This window comes from Membranihabitans marinus, assembly GCF_021729155.1.
In the GTDB taxonomy this organism is placed as follows: Bacteria; Bacteroidota; Bacteroidia; order Chitinophagales; family Saprospiraceae; genus Membranihabitans; species Membranihabitans marinus.
Genome location: NZ_JAJQYA010000028.1, coordinates 38,314 through 58,596, shown reverse-complemented (window position 1 = coordinate 58,596; position 20,283 = coordinate 38,314). Strand labels below are relative to the sequence as shown.

Genomic DNA, 20,283 nt, shown 5'->3' with positions numbered 1-20,283 from the left:
AAATATTCGTTTTGGACAATCGAATTTTTTACTAGATCGCCTTGCCAAAATAACGTAAAATACTATTTACTTTTTTGACTATATTTGTAAAATATATTTAACGTTATGTCAAGAAACACTATTATTTTACTGCCTAAAAGCAAGAAACTTTTACAAGCAGTGGGAGAAAATATTAAGTTAGCACGCTTACGTAGGAAATTAACAATGGATCAGGTTTCTGAACGAGCAGGGATTTCCCGTCCCACACTTTCTTCCCTAGAAAAAGGCAGTCCTTCCATTTCTATAGGTATTATTCTCCGAGTTTTATTAGTATTAGGACTGGAGAAAGATCTATTGCTTTTAGCCGATGATGATGTAATGGGCAGAAAAATTCAAGATGCCGATCTAACTCTAAAACAACGCGGCCCAAAAAACACCAAGAAATAATGGCACTGGAACGAAAAAAAATATTTGTATATGCGCATTGGGATGGAATTACAGCTCCATTTTTAATGGGGTGTTTATACGCTACGCCATCTAGTGGGAAAGAAATATTTTCCTTTGAATATGATAAAGGATGGTTACAATCGGACTATGCCCAGATTATAGATCCAGACCTACTACTATTTGAAGGAGGTCAGTACCTCAATGACGAGAAATCAAATTTCGGCATTTTTATGGATTCCTCACCCGATCGATGGGGACGATTGCTAATGATGCGCAAAGAGGCTGCCATAGCCCGAAAAGAAGATCGACGCCCCAAAACTTTAATGGAGTCGGATTATTTACTTGGGGTTTACGACCAAAACCGAATGGGAGGACTTCGTTTTAGAACCGCACAGCAGGGTGCTTTTTTAGATGATAATAAAGGTATGGCAACACCGCCTTTCTCTGCTATTAGAGATCTTGAATTTGCCAGCGTACAACTAGAGAAAGAAGATGCCCCAGATAAACCGGAATACCTAAAATGGCTCAATATACTAATGGCACCTGGATCTTCCTTAGGAGGCGCAAGACCTAAGGCTAATATACAGGACACTGATGGTAGTCTATGGATTGCTAAATTTCCAAGCAAAAATGACCAGCAGGATATGGGTGCTTGGGAGATGTTGGCATATCGACTAGCCATTCAATCCGGCATTGAGATGGCACCATCAAGGATACAAAAATTCTCACACCATCAGAATACCTTTTTAACTCAACGCTTTGATAGAAAGATTGACGGTACTCGCATCCATTTTGCCTCTGCAATGACTTTATTGGGATATACTGACGGAACGGACTATCAAGATGGGGTAAGTTATTTAGAGCTTGTAGAATTTTTAATGCGAAATGGTGCTGATGTTGATAATGATCTTAAGAAATTATGGGAACGTATTGCATTTAATGTTTGTATTTCCAATACGGATGACCACCTTCGCAATCACGGATTTCTGTTAACGAATTCAGGTTGGATACTTTCGCCGGCTTATGATATCAATCCAACTCCGAACAGTAATGGTTTAAAACTTAACATTTCAGAAAATGACAATGCTCTGGACTTAGACCTGGTACGAGAAGTCGCTCCTTATTTTCGGTTAAAAGAAAATGAAGCCAATGTTATTATCAAAACAATTGAACAGAATGTAAGTCAGTGGCAACAAATTGCGATTGACATAGGTATTCCAAGAAATGAAATCGAATTAATGGAAAATGCGTTTAATCATTAAAATATTTTTCCACTCATCATTTAATAATAACCACGAAAAATCTTTTCCTAATCACTATGCTATTTGTTATTTCCAACCATTGATATTTCAAATTTTGCGTACTCCTTTTATTTAACGAGTACGAGCTGAAAATTATAATAAATGAATCTTATAAGGACTGGGCATAGTTGTAATTTAGAGGCATCAACCGTCCATCAAATGGTCACAATGGACACTTGGCAGTCTTTCAAACTACTTGCCCCTCGTCTCTCTACATAATGAAATCGAAATATAACCGACAATCATGTAGGCATTAATGGTCAATCACGACTCAACCGGCAGGCCTCGATTCCTATAACCGATGAATCGCTCAACATTGACAAATCCACGATTCTTTAGAAAAGATGGAAGACTATCGATCTTCAGAGTGACTGAGTAAAATAAATACTTTGGAAAAATTTAAACTTTACCGAATAAGGGATATAGAGGGCATAAAAAAAGGCTATACATCAATGTACAGCCTTTCTTTCTTAGTAGCGGGGGCAGGACTTGAACCTACGACCTTCGGGTTATGAGTGTTTTACCATACTGCACCAACAACAAAAAAAAATATTGATTTTCAATGTTTTAATTAAATTTAAATATTATTTACAATCAAATAATATCAATTAAATACACAAAATGTTGTACCTATGTTGTACCTGTTTTTATTATCTTTATAGTCTAAAACATTTATTATGGCCACCGTTAAAGCAGTACTCAGAAAAAAAAGAAATCCTGAAGGTCAATATCCAATCGCTGTCAGGATTACCAAAGATAGAAAAAGCTCTTATTTAGGAACTGGTCAATATATCGAAGAAAAGTATTGGGATGAGAAGAATAGATGCGTTAGAAAATCTCACCCTAACGCCAATATCATTAATAACTTTTTACTTACTAAAGTTGCCGAAGCAAATAAAAAAGTCCTAGAAGCTGAAAATAATTCTGATTACCAGACCGTAACAACAATTAAAAAAAATATTAGACAAAAGAAAAAAGTGGATTTTTTTGTAGTAGCAGAAATGCATCTTAAAAATTTAAAGGACAGAGAAAAACATCATCAATATGACACTGAACTTGGTCGCCTTAAAAAATTTAAGAGTTTTCTCAGAAAAAATGAGTTATTCTTTAATGAACTTAATGTTTCACTTCTCAGGAAATTTGAAACATATTTACTCCATCATAAAAAACGCTCACCAAGAACAGTTGTAAATTATCTGATCTTAATAAGAACCATTTACAATTTCGCAATATCTGAATCTTTAGTGGACAGAGGAAGATATCCATTTGGAAAAGGCAAAATTCAGATACGTATTCCCGAATCACAAAAAATTGGACTGAACCGGAAAGAAATTATGAAATTAGAGAGCAGTATAGATTTGACAGAGGCTCAGCAAAAAGCAGTTGATGTATGGCTCATTAGTTTTTATTTTGCTGGTATAAGAGTAGGTGATGTTTTAAAGCTAAAATGGTCCGATTTCTATGATGGTAGATTAAGATACCGGATGAATAAAAACAGTAAGCTGGTAACGTTAAAAACACCTGATAAGGCTATTTCAATTTTTAAAAAATATCGACAAAACAGTCCATTGAATAATGATTTAATTTTCGATTATTTAACAGGTACGGATTTGAATGACACTCAAAAGGTTTCTATACGAACACAAACTGTAACTCGAAACCTGAATAGACATTTGAAAAAAGTTGCTAATAAACTAGGCATTACCAAAAGAATGAGTATGCATATTGCTAGACATAGTTTTGGAAATATTTCAGGTGATAAAATTCCAATTCAGATGCTTCAGAAACTTTATCGCCATTCTTCGGTTACCACTACGATAAATTATCAAGCTAACTTTATTCACAAAGATGCGGATGAGGCACTAGATAGTGTAATTAATTTTTAACTCATCAACTGTATGAAAAAAAGAATTCTATGAAAAACGAATGCTGTAATATAAACGAAATTGTACGAGATTTTTATCTTTATCTAAAGGCATATATACTCAAGAAAACGGCTAATGAAGAAATTGCTGAAGATATTGTTCAAGAGGTGATGCTCAAATTGGTAGAGTCTCATAAAAAATCCATCAAAGTTAATAATATTAAAGCTTGGTTGTTTCAAGTAACTCGCAATACCATTGCGGACTATTATAATGACTATTATAATAAAAACAAAATTGAATTTAATTTTAATGAAGATTGGAAAGAAAATAGTATTTCTAGTGATACAGTTTCTTCCATTTTAGAGTCTGATTTTATCATCCCTATGATTGGTTTGCTACCCGAAAAATATGCGAAGCCATTACTTCTAAGCGATATTGAAAATATTGCTCAAAAAGAGATTGCTATACAACTTAACCTTGGTTTATCCGCAACAAAAATGAGAATCCAGCGAGGTAGAGAAAAATTAAAGACCCTATTTATAGAATGTTGTGATATTCAATATGACAAATCAGGTAATTTTTCGTCGTGCACAATAAAACCTCACTGTACACCATTACAAGAAATAGAAAAAAAAATAACTAATTAACCATTGATACATAGTTGGTTATAAGTAACCTCTCAAAAAAATACTTTTTTTTGTTCCTAAAAATGTGTCTTTTTTAAAAGATTTCAGACTTCGTAATAAAGTTTAATCATTAAAAACATTTATTATGAACACTGAAGTTAAAATTTTACACTCTTCTTGTTGTGCAAAAGGTTCCCCTATTAAGGAACAATTAGAAAAATTAGCACAAGAAAACAATCTGTCAATTACTATTGAGGAACTGTCAGAAATGCAAGACACTATGGTCTATGGTACAATGTCTTTTCCTTCATTAGTAATTAACGGTAAGGTTCACGCTTATAAATCATTTAATTCTGATGCAGAACTTCTTGCAGCACTAAAAGCAGCATAATATGGAGAAGTTGACAGAATTATTATCTAGTTTTTCAGACTATATAGTGTTTGAATTATTAGGTTTAGACCAATCAGGGCTGTTTGCAACAGCCCTTCAATACTTTATTGCCACGTTTATTTTAATAGCTTTTTTGGTTGTGATAGTAACCTACGTTATGGGTATCATCACCAGTTATTTACCAATGGATAAAATACGTGACTATTTAGAACGCAATAAAAAATCAGGTTTAGGAAACATATTAGCCTCTTTGTTGGGAGCTATTACCCCTTTTTGTTCGTGCTCATCAATTCCATTATTTGTAGGAATGATGCAAGCTAGAATTCCATTGGGTATTGCATTATCTTTCTTAATAACCTCACCTTTAGTAAACGAAATAGCTATTGTATTATTTTGGGTGTCTTATGGTTGGAAGGTTACTGTAATTTATATTTTATCTGGTATTGTTTTAGGTGTTATAGGTGGGATTATTCTTGATAAAATGGGAATGTCAGCTCATATTGCAGAATGGTTAAAACAATTGCATTCTAAAACTGAAAAAACTATTGAAGATAAAAGGTCTTTAAAACAGAAGTTTCCAGAAATACATAAAGAAGCCTTAAGTACATTAAAAAAATTAGTGCCATACATCTTTATTGGTATTGGAATAGGTTCTTTTATTCACGGTTATGTGCCTCAATCCTTTTTTGAGACATACATTTCTAAATCCAATCCTTTTGCTGTTCCTATTGCTGTTATTATGGGAATACCACTTTATATTGATGCTGTAGGTGTCTTACCAGTCGTAGAAACCTTGGTTGACAAAGGAGTACCATTAGGTACGGCTATTGCCTTTATGATGGGGTCTATTGGCTTATCACTTCCTGAAGCTTTACTCTTGAAAAAAGTGATGCAAAAAAAACTAATCATTGCTTTCTTTTCAGTCATCGGAATAGGAATGATTATCTCAGGTTATGTTTTTAATTTAATATTTTAATTTATGAAATCAATTTTATCATCCATAAGTGCTGTATTTGTAGCATTAGTCGCTTGCACTTGTTGTGTTGGTCCATTAATGGCTTTTGCAGGAATGTTAGGAGCAATTGTTTCTCAATTGGTATGGCTAGCAACAATAAAACCGTATCTTATAGCATTCAGTTTAATAGCAGTTTCTTACAATTTATATAGAGCAATTTTCCTAAAAAAGAACAAGCTTGCTGCACCATAGAAAGTCAAGAGACAATAAGTAAACTAGATACTAAACAAAAGAAATCATTATCATTTCTACAATCAAAAACGTTTTTATGGTGCGTTGCCATTATAACATTAATCATATTAATTCTACCATATATTTAAAAATTTAATAATTATGAAATCAATAACATCTCTTATATTAACACTAGTATTTGCTACAAATATTTTAGCTTTTACCCATAATAACGATACAAATATTCATCAGAAAATTGAAGGAAACATTGTTATCTCTGATACTGTTAAAAAAACGTATCAATTAGAAAAATTCACCCAATCTTGTTGTACAGGAATTGTAGAATATTCATTAAAGAAAAACGTTAAAGGTTTTATTAAAGCTGTTTCTAACACTAAAAAAGGTCAAATAACCGTTTGGTACGATAGTACATAATCTACCGATAAAGAAGTAAAAGAAGCCATTAACAAAACCCCTTATAAAGTAATTAAAGAAATTAAGTAAGGGCTTATTATGGCAATACCTAATAAAATATTTGATTGTATAATAATAGGTGGCGGGCAGGCAGGCTTGTCCGTTGCTTATTTTTTAAAAAGAAGTAAACTAAATTATTTAATTCTAGATGCAGAAGGTAATTCCGGTGGTTCTTGGTTACATACTTGGGATAGTTTAAAATTATTTTCACCTTCTCAATATAGCTCACTTTCTGGTTGGCAAATGCCTACAACTAAACAAGAATATCCTACAAAGGAAGAATATTTGAGTTATTTGTCCAATTACGAAAAACGATATAATTTCCCAATACAACGAAGTACATTTGTTGAAGAAGTTGTTAAAGAAGGAGAATTATTTAAATTAAAAACCAATCAAGGAGTATTTATTAGTAAAACTGTTGTAAGTGCTACAGGTACAGCTCGTTCACCTTTTATTCCTATATATCCTAAAATTGATGAATTTTTAGGTATGCAAATACACTCTAGTGCTTATAAAAATAGTTCACCTTTCAGAAACAAAAGAGTAGTTGTTGTTGGTGGGGGTAATTCTGGTGCTCAAATTTTAGCAGAAGTTTCTAAAGTAGCTTATACAAAGTGGGTAACATTAGAAGAACCTACTTTTCTTCCAGAAGAAATAGATGGTCGCTATTTATTTCAGCAAGCTAACTCTAGTTACTTTAATGAAAAGAAACAAACTGAAGAAAAGGAGGTTTCATTAAGTGACATTGTTCAAGTGGAAATTGTCAAAAATGGTCTAAAAAGAAATATTTACGATGCATTAAGACCGTTTGACTCTTTTTACAAAGATGGTGTTATTTGGCAAGATGGAGAAAAGGAAACTTTTGATGCTGTAATATGGTGTACAGGTTTTAATGCTAATCTCAAACATTTAAATCCATTAGGCATTATTAAGAACGGACATATCGAAACCAAAAATACCCGCTCGATAAAATATCCGAAGTTATGGTTAGTGGGCTATGGTAATTGGACGGGTTTTGCATCTGCCACAATATATGGTGTTGGAAAGACTGCAAGAAATACGGCTAAGGAAATAAAAGCGCATTTTGATGTTTAAGTTTTTTAAAACACTTAAATAGCATTTCACGTAGTGCATAATTAAAGCTAGTTGGAAAAATACTAACCATAAAATCAATACTCTTTTTGCAAAAATCGATTAAGAATATACTCAAATCATATCAAGAAGATATCAACGAGATCGGAAATTTAGATCTCGATGATTTTAAAAATGTTGAAAAAGGTCTGCAATCCTCCCGATATTTCTTACAAAAATTAAGAATTGTTGTTAGAACTGGAGAATTTAAAAACAAAGAGGAGGAGATAAAGTTCTTCAAAAAACAAAAGCCTTTTATTTATGGAAATTTGAAATTCTTTGTAAAGCTATATAAACACCTTTTGTTAAAACCCAAGGGTTCAAATAAAATAAAGAAGATCTTTATTGAAGAAGAGATTCACAAACTTCAAACCTATTATACTCAAAATATAGATTTTATACGATACTATCGACAAAATTCTAGCAGTTTGGATGAGTATTATTTTTTGAGAGGCAATGATAATATAGGGCTAATTTCAGACACGTCCCATTTCTACACAGATGCCGAATTTTCGACTAGTCACGATAATTCAGTTGCCAAAATTATAGCCTATGATCTACTATTTACGCACTATCTAAATGAATTAAAGAAATTGGAGTGTCAAAAAAGCAATATCAATATTCCAGTTAAAAGGCGCTTTAAGCGATTAGATCTGGGATGGACGGCAAATAAAATTGATCTGGTCGAGCTAATTTACGCTCTTCAAGCATCCGGAGCAATTACAGGAGGGAAAGCCGGAATCAAAGATATGGCAATAGCCTGTGAAGAGATTTTTGACTTGGATTTGGGTAACTACTATAGAAAATTTCTAGAAATAAGAGCTCGAAAAATTGAACCTACCAAGTTTATAGATAGAATGAAATCAAGTCTTTTAAAACGGATGCAGGACGCAGATGAATAGACTAGTGAGTCACACAACTTGTGCTGACGTTTTTATGTTTCATTTTTCATTTTAATTGTATCGAAGTGGTACTCCCTAAAACTTCAATAAAGTCTATTTTCACACAATTTAACTCATTGAAAATTAGTATATAAAAACACACAACTTGGGTGTTTCTTGTGAATAAAATCCAATAAACCTATTCAAATTTGTAGAACGAAAGTCAAATCAGGTTAAGGGCTATCAATTAAAAATTCCCGATAGCCCTTTTCCATAAATCGTTCTATTATGCCAACAAGTATTATTACCACCGACGATCTTCGAGAATTCAAAATGGAATTACTCGATGATATCAAAAACCTTCTAGCCAAACAAGCTTCTGGAAAAATCAAGAAATATCTTAAATCTTCCGAAGTGATGGAATTGCTCCAGGTCAGTCCGGGAACACTTCAAAACCTTCGCGTCAATGGCACGTTGCCGTACACCAAAGTGGGAGGTATCATTTACTACGATGCCGAAGAAATCCAGAACGTGATGACAGAAAACCGTGTTCATCACAAATTTGATTCGTAAGGCAATGAATTATATAAAGCTACTCAATGCGGCTTTTGAAAAATTCTTCTTCGACGACCGCTTGAATCCGACCCATATTAGTCTATATATGGCGCTGTTCCAAGAATGGAACAGCAGCCGCTTCGCCTATGAATTTTATGTGAACCGTAGAGATTTGATGCGCGCAGCCAAGATTGGTTCTAAATCTACTTATCATCGTTGCATAACTGACCTTGACTGGTGGAATTATCTCACCTACTTTCCATCGAATAATCCCTACAAAGGCAGTAAAATCAAGATGTCCATTATCAGGACAAGTGATGAACCGGTTACGGGACACTACGATCCCAAATTAGAACAACTTGCGGAACAGTACCATCCCGTACGTGAACCGGTAGTGAACCAGCACCGTCCCTCCAGTGGACAAGCATTGGTATCTACTATAAACAATAACAAACAAGTAAACAATACTAAACAGCCAAAGGCCAGGCAGGCCGTCTTAGATTTTTTTATTAAAAAAAATTTTAATGCGGATGAAGGAAAAAAATTCTTTGCCCATTATCAAACCAATGATTGGAAAACGAGCGACGGAGAACCGATACGTGACTGGCAAGCATTGGCCGTTAACTGGATGGATCGAGCTGAATTGTTTGATCAGGAAAACAAACCAAGCAAAAAACAAGCGTCCCTTAAAGAGGACAACTTGCGAACCACTAAAACCAAAGACTATGGACAACCCCTCTAAAATAACCGAAGGTGGCGTGGAATATTCGCTAGGTGAATTTGACGGTAAAAACGTAACATACGATTTTCCGAAAATCTTGATTTACCTGGATGCAAAGGGGAAACTAATTTTCGGAAAAAGATTCAGGATTTATGAAGAGGATAAAAAGATAATTTTGAAATTATGCTCTTATTTTATCAAAGACCGTGAGTCTTGCGACAAATTTAATATAGATTTAGAAAAAGGGATTCTCCTTTCCGGTCCGGTAGGATGTGGCAAAACCAGTTTAATGAAACTTCTTCGTCATATAGTTCCTTTTCGACGCCCCTATGAAATGATCCCTTGCCGTAATGTAAGTTTTAGCTTTAATCATTTAGGTTTTAAAACTATTGAAGAATATGGCAATACTAAGTTCTTCTGCTTTGACGATTTGGGGGTAGAACCAGCCGGTAGGTTTTACGGAAAAGATTTAAACGTTATGGGCGAAGTGCTTTTATCGCGTTATGATCTGTACTTGCAAACCAAACATAAAATTAAGACTCACGCTACCACCAACCTAAATGCTGAAGAATTGGAAGAACGCTATGGCAACCGTGTCCGTAGCAGAATGCGGGAACTTTTTAACTTGATTGCTTTTGATGAGCGAGCTGGGGATAAACGGAAGTGAATTATGCTCTGGATTTTTGTCAATTTAGAACTTCGGTTTTGCCATAATATTTTTTTCGCAACCAAAAGGAAACCCTAACCAATAAGATCAATGCAGGAACTTCTACCAAAGGGCCAATTACCCCTGTAAAGGCCTGTCCCGAATTCAACCCAAAAACAGCAATAGCTACCGCAATGGCCAATTCAAAATTGTTTCCAGCTGCCGTAAAGGCTACAGAAGCCGTTTTATCGTATTCAATTCCCATCGCTTTAGAGAAAAAGAAACCTATAATAAACATTACGGTAAAGTATAAAAGTAATGGTAAGGCAATAATCAGTACATCCATTGGGATTTCCACGATTAATTCACCTTTTAACGAGAACATCACCACGATGGTAAACAAAAGTGCAATCAAAGTCATCGGTGAAATCTTAGGTATAAATACGTTCTCATACCAGTCTTTCCCCTTTAGTTCAACTAAAATCAAGCGGCTTAAAATCCCCATTAAAAACGGAATCCCCAAATATATTGCTACACTTTCCGCAATCGTACCTATAGAAATATCTATAATAGCACTTTCAAAACCAAAGTAAGGAGGGAGCACCGTAATAAAAATCCAAGCATAAAAACTATACGCAAAAACCTGAAATATACTGTTCAGAGCTACCAGCCCCGCACCGTATTCGCTACTTCCCTCGGCCAGGTCGTTCCAGACCAATACCATAGCCACACAGCGGGCCAGGCCAATGAGAATGAGGCCAACCATATATTCCGGGTAATCTCGTAAAAAAGTAATTGCAAGGACAAACATCAAAGCGGGACCGATTATCCAGTTTAATAAAAGGGAAATACCCAGAATTCTTGTGTCTTTAAAAACCTTTGGCAACAACGAATAATTTACTTTTGCCAGTGGTGGGTACATCATTAATATCAGGCCGATTGCTATCGGGATATTGGTTGTTCCGCTACTGAACGAATTTATGATATTTGGAAAGGTAGGAATGAAATATCCAGTTCCAACTCCTATTGCCATTGCAATAAATATCCAAAGTGTCAGATTTTTATCAAGAAAACTTAGTTTTTTATTAGTCATCTTATTTTTCGATTTTTTTTTGATATTCGGCTTCGCTCAAAAGGTTTGATAGTTCTTCCAAATCCTTAATTTCTATTTTAACCATCCAACCTTCCACAAAAGGTTTTTCGTTTACAAGTGTGGGGCTGTCAAGCAAATCCTCGTTGATAGCCGTCACTTCCCCCGTCAGGGGCATAAACAAATCGCTAACTGTCTTTAACGCCTCAACGGAGCCAAAGACTTCGTCTTGGTTGAACTCGTCGCCAACGCTGGGCAGGTCAACATAAACTATTTCGCCGAGCTCGCTTTGAGCGAAAGTGGTAATCCCCACAGTTCCTGTTTTATTTTCTATTCTAATCCACGTGTGTTCTTTGGAAAAATAGATATCATTAGTGTTTTTCATTCCTTCTAATTTTAAAATCCATTTCTTAAATTTTCGGCATAGTCGTTTGGTAGGATACTCTCTTCAATTGCCTTGGCAGCTTTTTCAATATCATATTCAAATTTTACAAATTGTACCGAAATACTGTCTTTGTCCAAAACAGAAGCATTTTCGTTGATTTCCAGAATCACGTAACTACCCCGATTATCGTTGTCTTTTGGTTTACCTACTGAACCTATATTGATAGCGTGTCTAAAATATGGTGTGTTTTCATCTGCTGAATTGAAAGTTCTGTGATATGGCTTGTGTGTATGACCAAAACACATAATGTCCGCATCGGCTTGTTCCATAATGCGTATCATACTCTTTTCGGCCCTGTCCTCAAAAAGGTATTCGTTTATTTTCCTTGGGCTGCCGTGAACCAACAACACATTCAATTGATCGTCATTCAGTTTAAATTCAATCTTGATATGTGCAGGAAGGGTTCTCAAATAAACTCTATTGTCATCATTTATCAATTCATTGGTCAACGAAATAGAAACCGCTCCATTGGCTTTTTCTTCGTCTGTTTTGTAGGCACAACCACAATCATCACTACTTCTTCCGATACCAAAATCGTAGTTTCCAGCTATGGTCGGTATTTTTCGTTTCTTGATTTCTTCGATGACCTCGTTTGGCCAAATATTGTAGCCCACTAAATCGCCGAGACAATAGATGGCGTCTGCATCCCTTTCCTCCACATCGTTAAAAAAGGCCTGCAACGCAGGTAAGTTTGAGTGAATATCACTAAACAGGATAATTTTCATAATTAGTATTATTTTTAAGTTTAACAGCAACCGCTTCCCGGTGCGCAAGAAGTTTCGGTTTGAATTTCGGATAATTTCATTTTAGGTTTTTCTGAAGGAATGCCACATTGCTCTTTAGCCAAACAGTCGGTTTGTTTGGATGTCAGCAAGAAATTCTTTCCGTCAAAGTCAAGTCCGAATTTCCCAATCGTATCTGCTTGATATTCCACTTCGATTTCCAAATCGCCTAATTCCAGTACTTTTTCGGAAAGCTCGATGATGCTCAACAGTTTTTCGGGATGCAATCTGTGATCATAATCGTTGGCATTCCAAAGTTGGAAGTTTACTACTTCTTCAGTTCTTTCGGTTCCGCCACAGTCAATAAAATGCTTTGTGATCTTACCGACTTCGGTAACGTGGAAATGGTTGGGAACCAGTTCCCCATTTGGTAGTTGGAAGGCGATTTCTTCCAATTGGTTCAGTTTGTTCTTTACTTCTAGGAGTTTCATATTTATTGTTTTATTGCGATTATACGATTAATATGTTTAAATTTTTTTAACAACAATCTGGTTTTGGAATGTCCTGATCTAAAAAACGAATCATAACTTCTTTCATTTTGACCCAATTTTCAGTGTTGATACAATAGCATACACTTGTCCCTTCCACATTCCCTTTAATTAAGCCTAAATGCTTCAATTCTTTTAGGTGTTGTGAAATGGTCGGCTGGGCAAGTCCAATTTCGTTGACCAAATCACCACAGACACAATGGTCGATTTTAAAAAGGTATTCTAAGATCGCTATCCTTGCCGGATGTCCAAAGACTTTTGCGAACAAAGAAATTTCGTTTTGTTCGTCGGTAAACATTTCTGTTTTGGCTAATCCCATTTTTTTTATTGCTTATTTGTTAATTGCAATATTACGATTAATATATAAACAACCAAAATATTTCATCGTATTAAATTCCAAAACTCTTTAAAGTATATAGTTGTGAGTTGTTGAATGCTATTGATAATTTCGATAAACAGTTCAATCATAACCTAATTTTTTAATTTCTAAACCTTTTAAAATAGTCAGCACAATGGCGAGGACATTTTTTTCTTTCATCAGATATCGTGCTTCATCCCAATTACTCAAAAATCCCAATTCAACCAGTACCGAAGGAAAATCATTAATCGTTTCCCGCAATACCTGAAAATCTGCAAACTTCACGCCCCTACTTTCAAAACCAAGTTTCTTGTTAAGGTCTGCCTGTAGTTGAAAAGCTAACCAAATGGCTTCTTCGGAAAACCCAGAACTTTGATTAGCCACGTAAGCTTCCACTCCTCTTGCGTTGGGATTATCGGAATGATTACAATGCAATGACAAAAACAAATCCGCCTTTATGGCTTTTGCCAACGTGATCCTATCGCATAATGAAATAAGCGTATCAGTATATCGAGTTAAGTAGATATCCAGAGGTTCATCCAACTTCTTATTCAGTTTTAAAATAACTTCAGCAATGTCCAATACCACATCCTTTTCCTGGATGCCATTTATTCCGATAGCACCTGATTCTTTTCCACCGTGCCCAGGGTCAATTACAATTACCTTTTTTGCATCCAAATCCTGACTCAAAAACAAGCAACTTTTGAGTAGAAAAATCATAAAACTGACGTTTTTGAGCACTTTTTTCATTTTCAATTTTCGAGTTATTAACAACCTCTCTTCCAAATTCCATAGAATTTGATATTAAATAACAGCATCGAAATCCAAATCAATCCGAATAATATTTTATTCACAATTATTTGATTTACAGGTATTTAAATAAGTAAATTATTACTTTTCTCATAACGAAAACGAATCAAAAATTTAAACCGTTCCGTTATGAAAAAATCATATTATTTGGCCAGCGTTCTTTCGCTGCTATCCACTTCTCTTTTCGCACAAATTGGTGGTATTGAAGATTCCGTTGATGATGTATCCAATACCATTAGAACAATTTTCCCCATCATCCTGGGGGTCATTTTCTTAATCGGCTTTCTTTTTAATGCCGGCCATTTCTTCGGGGAAAATGCCGACCTTAAAAAAGGGATTACCCGTGTGCTGGTCTTTGTCCTTATTGCCGGCGCCGTAGTAGGCATTTTCACCTACCTCATTGGAATCGTAGTCTAAGTCGCCAAGCGACATTTGGAAGTTAATAAATCTGTTATGAAGAAGTTCGAGGTCTATAAAAACATCAGAAAAAGGGCAGTCATTTTTGGATTGCCCCTTTCCCTCTTTGCGGTGATGATGATATCCATCATAGCTTCTTTGCTCATTATTATTTTCTCGTTCAGTTTTGGAGTGATCATCAGCGTAATGGTTTTTAATGCAGTCCTATATGTCGCTCTGATACGAATCATCAACAATCCTCAGATTTTTCAGCTGACAAGAATCTTCCCCAAAAGCATCAGTAACAAACGAAATTCCGGTCTTGATTATGAACACGATTAATCTTTCTACTTATCAGCCCATTGCGGATATCCGTAACAACATACTATTTGCCAATAATGGCAATGTAGTAGTATGCTATAAAGGAAACCTACCTGAAATTTATTCCTTATCGGAAAAGGACTTTGAGGATATGCACGGGGCCTGGTTTCAGGCATTGAAATCATTGCCTGTTGGTACTGTAGTCCACAAGCAAGATGTCTACCTCAAAAAGCATTATACTGCTGACGAGCTTCCCAATACCACATTTTTGGAAAAAGCTACTAGCGATCATTTTAAAGGTCGCGAATTTATGGATCACAACTGCTATCTCTTTTTTACACTAACCAAAAATAAAGCGCTGAACAACACTAAATATGTCAATCCTTTCCGCAAGGTTTCAAAAACGATAATACAGGAATTGGATGACAATGTTCAACATTTTATAAATGCCGTAAATGATTCCGTCTCCTTTATCAATAACAGTCGGAAAATTGAATTTATTCCACTTGATGCTAAGGAGATTGAGATCATAACTAAACAGTATTTCAATGGCTTCAATGAGGGTTTTGACACCGATATCATACTGGACAAGAAAAACGTCAACATCGGCGAAAACTATTTTGATGCCCTGGCCATCAACAGCGAACTGTGCTTTGGCGAAAGTGTACAGACTAGCAAAACCAATGATAAATTCACTTCTGACGATTTTGTATTTCATCAAGGGTTTATTGATGGTTTAGGGCTTACGCTAAACGAAAACCATATCGTTAACCAAATCCTATACCTGGACGACAAGCACAAGTGGCGCAAGTTGCTTGATAAGAAAGTGGAAGAGCTTAACAAAAGCTCCAATTTCGGTTCGCAAAACAAAGTGATACTGGGTAAAATCCAGCACATCCTGGATCAGATCAATGCCGATGATAATGCCCGGATTATACGCGGACACTTAAACATCATTTTCTGGGACCGGGAAGCCCGGAACCTGGATAGAATTGCTTCCAAAATAAAAACGGAATTTAAAGAGCTTGATATTATTCCCTACTATCCACGGGGCGAAGAGCGGAAAAATTATATCCTGAACAGCTACTGCGGTTTTTCTTCTAATTTCTCCAATAATGATTTGTATGTAACGGATCTGAAACACGCACTTTGCCTGCTTATCAATAACAGCAATTACAAATCAGATTCTACTGGAATCATCTTCAATGACCGGGAACATAATATACCTGTGCTCAAAGATGTCTGGGACGAGGAAAAAAAACGCATCAAAGCACGAAACTTTGCCATTTTTGCACCAACCGGTGAAGGGAAATCCTTTTTGGCCAATAACATTCTGCGCCAGTATTTTGAAAGCGGAGTTCGCCTGGTCATTATTGATTTGGGTGGTTCCTATACCAAATTTGCTAAGCTTTATCCTGAGAAGTACACCTTACTCCGTTATGAAAGTGGAAAAAACTTGGGCATCAATCCATTTTACATCAGCGACACCAATGACCTAAGCCCGGAACGCCTGGAGGATTTATCTGTATTTCTCTTTGAACTATTTGCTTCTGATTTAAAGGTAACCAAGGCACAATCGGTTTCCGTAAAAAAGATATTACGCCATTATTACCATAGTGTTTCTGAAAATCACTCACTGAATGGCTTTTACAATTTTATTGAGAGCAATCAAAAAGATCTCTTAAGGCAACTTAAAATCCATCCCGACTACTTCAACGTTACCAGCTTTTTACACGTAATGTCTGAATACGTCGGCGATGGTCTATATAGCTTCCTTTTTGAAGTCAGCGAAGACCAGACTTATAAAATCGAAGATAAGCGTCTTATTGTATTTGAACTGGACGAAGTAAAGGACAATAAAGAAATACTCTCCGTAATGCTCAAGCTGATTAAATCGGCCATTCAACGAACCATTTGGAAAAACCGTGCTGAAAAAGGCATCATCCTTTTTGATGAGTTCGCCAAGCAACTGAAGTTTGAAAACGTACTCGAAAGTGTGGAATTTTACTACCAAGCTATCCGAAAACAAAATGGTGCAATCGGCATCATTCTGCAATCCATTAATCAACTTCCCAACAATTCCACTTCAGCCAGTATTCTCGAAAACACTCAGGTCATTTATAGCCTGAACAATGAAAAAGGCTATGAAGAACTAGTCAAAAGGCTCAACCTCTCTAGCCACGATCTGAACCAGTTAAAATCTATAAAAAACAATCTTACCGGCCAAAGAAAGTATACCGAAATGTTTATCAAAATTGGAAAGGAAAGCAACATTTTCCGCTTGGAAGTTCCGAAAGAAGTATATGCCGCTTACCTCACCGATGGACAAGAAAATGAGACCATAATGTCCCTTTATAAAAAGACCCAGGATATGGAAAAAGCTATCAAGGAATTCATCGCTAAAACATAATACTATGAAGACAAAAATTTTAATCGTTGCAATAGCCCTGATTTTTATAGTGCACAGCCGTGCTACGGCCCAGGGAATGCCCGTTTATGACAATACCAATTTTGTAAGTCTGGTAAAACAACTTGTAGAATCCGGGAAGCAGACCGCTCAACTTATCAAGTCCGTGAAATTCCTCAAAGAGGCAAAAGAAAGGATTGAAAAAGTTTCTAACGTGGTACGGCAACTTAGGGCTGTACAAGAGATTGGGCAAAACAATCATAGGCTTATTAGCGTAATGCAAAATGATTTACAGGATATCTTAAACTCCCCGTATATCAAGCCGGCAGAAATTTCCCGTGTCACAGCATCTTTTGAAAACATTGTTCAAAATTCTTTGGATACAATGGATTTTATTGATCAAATCTTATCCAGCGATTACCTAAAAATGAGCGACGCTGAACGTGCTACCATATTAAAGCAGAAAGAAATGGAATCGAAGGAAATGGTCTCCGCTATTAGGGTAAAAACCAAACGCTACCGTGATATTATTTCCTTTCGAAAAATGCAGGATAAAATCAATAACAGGGAAACAGAATATTGATTATGAATGCAGTAATTATTTTAAGTTTTGGTCTTGAATATGTAGATACTGTTTTTCAGACCATTCAAGACAGTGATTTCTCCCAGTATACCATTGGCGGAATGAAAACCCTTGCAGTGCTTTTCTTCCTGATTAATATTCTAAAAAAATATAATGAGGGAGTGGCTGACAAAGACGGTTACACTTGGGGTTTAAGCCCGGGGGAACTCGTCAAGAATTTTGCGGTAGTTATCCTCGTTATATTCTCCACACAGGTATTGGGCTTTTTTGACAGTATTCTTGTTTCCATTGAAAGCCAATATCGGGACACCGCTCCTGCTTTGCTCCCCTTGCAGATGCAGGATATTCCTATCGAAGAAGAGGTCAACCTTATAGATGCTGCTAAAAATGCAATGACATTGCTTTATGAAGCTTTGGTTACCCCGCTTTACGGATTCAAGATACTTGCCTTTATTGGAGGGGTCATTTTGTGGATTCTAGATTTATTTATCTATCCGTTGTTCTTAGCGGAACGTTTTTTCCTTCTCGGTATAATGCAAGCGTTTTTTCCGCTGGTGATTAGCCTGTCCGTATTTGAAAAGTTCCGTTCCCTGGCCTATACCTTTTTCAAACTATATGCTGCCGTTTATATGTTGGTGCCGGCGTTCTTCTTGGTCAATGTTTTTGTTAATGCACTCTATACAGAGATCAATACCAACTTTTGGACAAATCTATTCGGTACCGATACGGGAAGCGGATTTTTTGCCCCGGTGGTACAGCTTGGAACCATAGGGTTTATTGTTTTTCTGAAGTTCAAACTGTACCGACGTGCCACCTCTTTCACTTTACGATTATTTACCGCCTAAAACAGCTATGATGAAAACACCTTACAAGAATATTTACGCCATCCTTAAAACAAATAGGTTCATTGTTTTAGCCGTTGTGATCTGCTGCTTACTCTCCAGCTTTTTTGCCATTTGGATGGTATTCAACATCAACAAAAAAGCCCTGAACAATGCTTTTGCCATTAATACCGATGGTAGTATCATTCCCTTAAAGCTCGTTAGCCAGAAAGAAAATTTTAAAGTGGAGACTTTGGCGCATTTAGAGCTTTTCCACAATTATTTCTACAATATTGATGCAAGTAATTATGAAAAGAATTTAGAAAAGGCACTGTGGCTGGGCAATAGCACAGTGGATGATTTATATCGTCAAAAAAAGGCAGATGGTGTTTACAATCGGCTATTACAATATTCCTTAGTTCAAAAAGTATTGAGTATCGATTCTCAAGTCGAAGAACAAAATGGAACTTATTCCTTCAAAACGATTACTGTTTTTGAGATCAACAGGGGTTCGATCATCGACACCTATCAATTAATTTCTACCGGAAACCTGATGACCGTCGACCGAAACTTTCCCAACAATCCGCACGGATTACTCATCACCGATTATTTCGAAAAATCTCTTAAAAAATTGAATAATGAAGATAGAAAAAAATAAAATAGTCTTTGCGTCAGTATTCGCTGTCGTGATCATTTTCCTGATTTCCTATTCTATTATGGTAATGGGTAATGATGAAAGTGAACCTACAAACCTTAAGGAAACTTCGGTTCCCGCACTGGAAGAAGACCAAAAAGAATATGATTCCAAACTGGATGCCATTAACGATCTAAAAGAAGTCCGAGAAACTAATGCGCCCAGCATCTATGACGAAAAACTGATCGATTCGCTTGGCTTTTATGATGAAAATCTACCCGAACGGGAAAAAGAACGTATCGTGGACAGTATCTACGCCACAGGTAGAATTAAATATTCCCAAAGAAATTATCAGCATATGAGTGCTAGCGAAGCTGAAACCAAAGTGGAAAGGGTAATTGATTCTCACGAAATAAAAATGGAACAAAAAATTGCGGCTAAAGAAATGGGGCTGGAACATCAATTGTTCTTTGCCTCAGATCCGAAAGAAAATGAAATTTCAGTTTCTGGTACTACCGATGACTTCATTTATGCCGTGGTGGATGGCGACCAAGTGGTCAAAGCCAATTCCCGTTTACGGATGCGCCTGTCCAAAGCCGCTACCATTAACAGGAAACACCTTCCAAAAAATACGCCTATTTACGGTTTTATCAGTTTTCAGCCCAACCGGGTATTGATCGAAATCGAAAATATTAAGCATCATCCAACGAATTTAAAAGCCTTTGACCTTCAGGATGGCAGTGAGGGTATCTATGTGGAAAACAACTTCCGTGCCCAGGTTTCCACCGAGGTCATTGGGGATATGGTGGATGATATCAATATCGCCGGTATACCACAGGTCAGTGGTTTCAAAAAGATATTTCAGCGTAATAACCGCAATATTAAGGTCACCGTGCTCAACAATTACAGGCTCATCCTGAAGCCTAAGTTATAGACTCAAAAACA

Annotated in this window: 26 protein-coding genes; 20 read left to right on the top strand and 6 right to left on the bottom strand. The window is 36.1% G+C overall.

The features are described from left to right. Positions 1 to 105: 105 nt before the first annotated feature. The 13 genes from LVD51_RS15240 to LVD51_RS15180 all read left to right on the top strand — a co-directional run bounded on the left by LVD51_RS15240 (position 106) and on the right by LVD51_RS15180 (position 10,224). Positions 106 to 426, top strand: a complete 321-nt coding sequence (locus tag LVD51_RS15240; RefSeq protein ID WP_236972218.1) for a helix-turn-helix domain-containing protein — start codon at positions 106 to 108, stop codon at positions 424 to 426. Beyond that, the gene (locus tag LVD51_RS15235) at positions 426 to 1,688 is read left to right on the top strand and encodes a type II toxin-antitoxin system HipA family toxin (RefSeq protein ID WP_236972217.1); all 1,263 of its coding nucleotides are present in this window, start codon (positions 426 to 428) and stop codon (positions 1,686 to 1,688) included. Before LVD51_RS15240 ends, LVD51_RS15235 begins: the two co-directional genes overlap by 1 nt. 716 nt (positions 1,689 to 2,404) lie before the next feature. Further along, positions 2,405 to 3,613, top strand: coding sequence for a site-specific integrase (locus LVD51_RS15230; RefSeq protein WP_236972216.1), 1,209 nt, complete (start codon positions 2,405 to 2,407; stop codon positions 3,611 to 3,613). A 29-nt stretch (positions 3,614 to 3,642) separates the two neighbouring features. After that, on the top strand, positions 3,643 to 4,239 hold the full coding sequence (locus tag LVD51_RS15225) for a sigma-70 family RNA polymerase sigma factor (RefSeq protein WP_236972215.1): 597 nt from the start codon (positions 3,643 to 3,645) through the stop codon (positions 4,237 to 4,239). Positions 4,240 to 4,363: 124 nt separating this feature from the next. After that, the gene (locus LVD51_RS15220; RefSeq protein ID WP_225573212.1) at positions 4,364 to 4,609 is read left to right on the top strand and encodes a thioredoxin family protein; all 246 of its coding nucleotides are present in this window, start codon (positions 4,364 to 4,366) and stop codon (positions 4,607 to 4,609) included. Position 4,610: 1 nt separating this feature from the next. Then, positions 4,611 to 5,585, top strand: a complete 975-nt coding sequence (locus LVD51_RS15215; RefSeq protein ID WP_236972214.1) for a permease — start codon at positions 4,611 to 4,613, stop codon at positions 5,583 to 5,585. A 3-nt stretch (positions 5,586 to 5,588) separates the two neighbouring features. Next, on the top strand, positions 5,589 to 5,816 hold the full coding sequence (locus LVD51_RS15210) for a hypothetical protein (protein WP_236972213.1): 228 nt from the start codon (positions 5,589 to 5,591) through the stop codon (positions 5,814 to 5,816). A gap of 141 nt (positions 5,817 to 5,957) precedes the next feature. Then, positions 5,958 to 6,230, top strand: a complete 273-nt coding sequence (locus LVD51_RS15205; RefSeq protein ID WP_236972212.1) for a hypothetical protein — start codon at positions 5,958 to 5,960, stop codon at positions 6,228 to 6,230. A 78-nt stretch (positions 6,231 to 6,308) separates the two neighbouring features. Next, entirely contained in the window at positions 6,309 to 7,364 is a 1,056-nt protein-coding gene (locus LVD51_RS15200) for an ArsO family NAD(P)H-dependent flavin-containing monooxygenase (RefSeq protein WP_236972211.1), read from the top strand. An 86-nt stretch (positions 7,365 to 7,450) separates the two neighbouring features. Next, positions 7,451 to 8,302: an RteC domain-containing protein gene (locus LVD51_RS15195; protein ID WP_225573215.1), complete on the top strand. Its 852-nt coding sequence runs from the start codon at positions 7,451 to 7,453 to the stop codon at positions 8,300 to 8,302. A 267-nt stretch (positions 8,303 to 8,569) separates the two neighbouring features. Then, entirely contained in the window at positions 8,570 to 8,854 is a 285-nt protein-coding gene (locus LVD51_RS15190; RefSeq protein ID WP_225573216.1) for a helix-turn-helix domain-containing protein, read from the top strand. A 4-nt stretch (positions 8,855 to 8,858) separates the two neighbouring features. Next, the gene (locus LVD51_RS15185) at positions 8,859 to 9,578 is read left to right on the top strand and encodes a hypothetical protein (RefSeq protein WP_225573217.1); all 720 of its coding nucleotides are present in this window, start codon (positions 8,859 to 8,861) and stop codon (positions 9,576 to 9,578) included. Continuing rightward, the gene (locus LVD51_RS15180) at positions 9,562 to 10,224 is read left to right on the top strand and encodes a P-loop NTPase family protein (protein WP_225573218.1); all 663 of its coding nucleotides are present in this window, start codon (positions 9,562 to 9,564) and stop codon (positions 10,222 to 10,224) included. The genes LVD51_RS15185 and LVD51_RS15180 overlap by 17 nt, the downstream gene beginning before the upstream one ends. Positions 10,225 to 10,243: 19 nt before the next feature. Here LVD51_RS15180 and arsB read toward each other — a convergent pair whose 3' ends face one another. The 6 genes from arsB to LVD51_RS15150 form a co-directional block, all read right to left on the bottom strand. Continuing rightward, on the bottom strand, positions 10,244 to 11,296 hold the full coding sequence (arsB, locus tag LVD51_RS15175; RefSeq protein WP_225573219.1) for an ACR3 family arsenite efflux transporter: 1,053 nt from the start codon (positions 11,294 to 11,296) through the stop codon (positions 10,244 to 10,246). 1 nt (position 11,297) lies between these two features. After that, positions 11,298 to 11,678: a glycine cleavage system protein GcvH gene (gene gcvH, locus LVD51_RS15170; RefSeq protein WP_225573220.1), complete on the bottom strand. Its 381-nt coding sequence runs from the start codon at positions 11,676 to 11,678 to the stop codon at positions 11,298 to 11,300. 11 nt (positions 11,679 to 11,689) lie between these two features. Next, positions 11,690 to 12,463: a metallophosphoesterase family protein gene (locus LVD51_RS15165; RefSeq protein ID WP_225573221.1), complete on the bottom strand. Its 774-nt coding sequence runs from the start codon at positions 12,461 to 12,463 to the stop codon at positions 11,690 to 11,692. 20 nt (positions 12,464 to 12,483) lie between these two features. Next, positions 12,484 to 12,951: a DUF6428 family protein gene (locus LVD51_RS15160; RefSeq protein WP_225573222.1), complete on the bottom strand. Its 468-nt coding sequence runs from the start codon at positions 12,949 to 12,951 to the stop codon at positions 12,484 to 12,486. Between the two features lie 46 nt (positions 12,952 to 12,997). After that, a complete protein-coding gene (locus tag LVD51_RS15155) occupies positions 12,998 to 13,327 on the bottom strand; it encodes an ArsR/SmtB family transcription factor (RefSeq protein ID WP_225573223.1) in 330 nt (109 codons plus the stop codon). Positions 13,328 to 13,468: 141 nt separating this feature from the next. Continuing rightward, entirely contained in the window at positions 13,469 to 14,116 is a 648-nt protein-coding gene (locus LVD51_RS15150; RefSeq protein WP_225573224.1) for an N-acetylmuramoyl-L-alanine amidase family protein, read from the bottom strand. A 189-nt stretch (positions 14,117 to 14,305) separates the two neighbouring features. On the opposite strand from LVD51_RS15150, the gene LVD51_RS15145 reads away from it, so the two are divergent. The 7 genes from LVD51_RS15145 to traM are packed head-to-tail and all read left to right on the top strand — an operon-like array spanning position 14,306 to position 20,272. Beyond that, positions 14,306 to 14,593 (top strand): hypothetical protein, encoded by a 288-nt coding sequence (locus LVD51_RS15145; RefSeq protein ID WP_225573225.1) that lies wholly within the window; start codon positions 14,306 to 14,308, stop codon positions 14,591 to 14,593. Positions 14,594 to 14,629: 36 nt separating this feature from the next. Then, the gene (locus LVD51_RS15140; RefSeq protein ID WP_225573226.1) at positions 14,630 to 14,914 is read left to right on the top strand and encodes a hypothetical protein; all 285 of its coding nucleotides are present in this window, start codon (positions 14,630 to 14,632) and stop codon (positions 14,912 to 14,914) included. Next, positions 14,901 to 17,303, top strand: coding sequence for a TraG family conjugative transposon ATPase (locus LVD51_RS15135; RefSeq protein ID WP_225573227.1), 2,403 nt, complete (start codon positions 14,901 to 14,903; stop codon positions 17,301 to 17,303). The genes LVD51_RS15140 and LVD51_RS15135 overlap by 14 nt, the downstream gene beginning before the upstream one ends. A 4-nt stretch (positions 17,304 to 17,307) precedes the next feature. Beyond that, positions 17,308 to 17,883, top strand: a complete 576-nt coding sequence (locus tag LVD51_RS15130; protein WP_225573228.1) for a conjugal transfer protein — start codon at positions 17,308 to 17,310, stop codon at positions 17,881 to 17,883. A 2-nt stretch (positions 17,884 to 17,885) separates the two neighbouring features. Beyond that, entirely contained in the window at positions 17,886 to 18,728 is an 843-nt protein-coding gene (locus tag LVD51_RS15125; protein ID WP_225573229.1) for a hypothetical protein, read from the top strand. A gap of 10 nt (positions 18,729 to 18,738) precedes the next feature. Continuing rightward, positions 18,739 to 19,362, top strand: coding sequence for a conjugal transfer protein TraK (locus LVD51_RS15120; RefSeq protein WP_225574128.1), 624 nt, complete (start codon positions 18,739 to 18,741; stop codon positions 19,360 to 19,362). Next, entirely contained in the window at positions 19,343 to 20,272 is a 930-nt protein-coding gene (gene traM, locus LVD51_RS15115) for a conjugative transposon protein TraM (RefSeq protein WP_225573230.1), read from the top strand. The genes LVD51_RS15120 and traM overlap by 20 nt, the downstream gene beginning before the upstream one ends. Positions 20,273 to 20,283 lie beyond the last annotated feature (11 nt).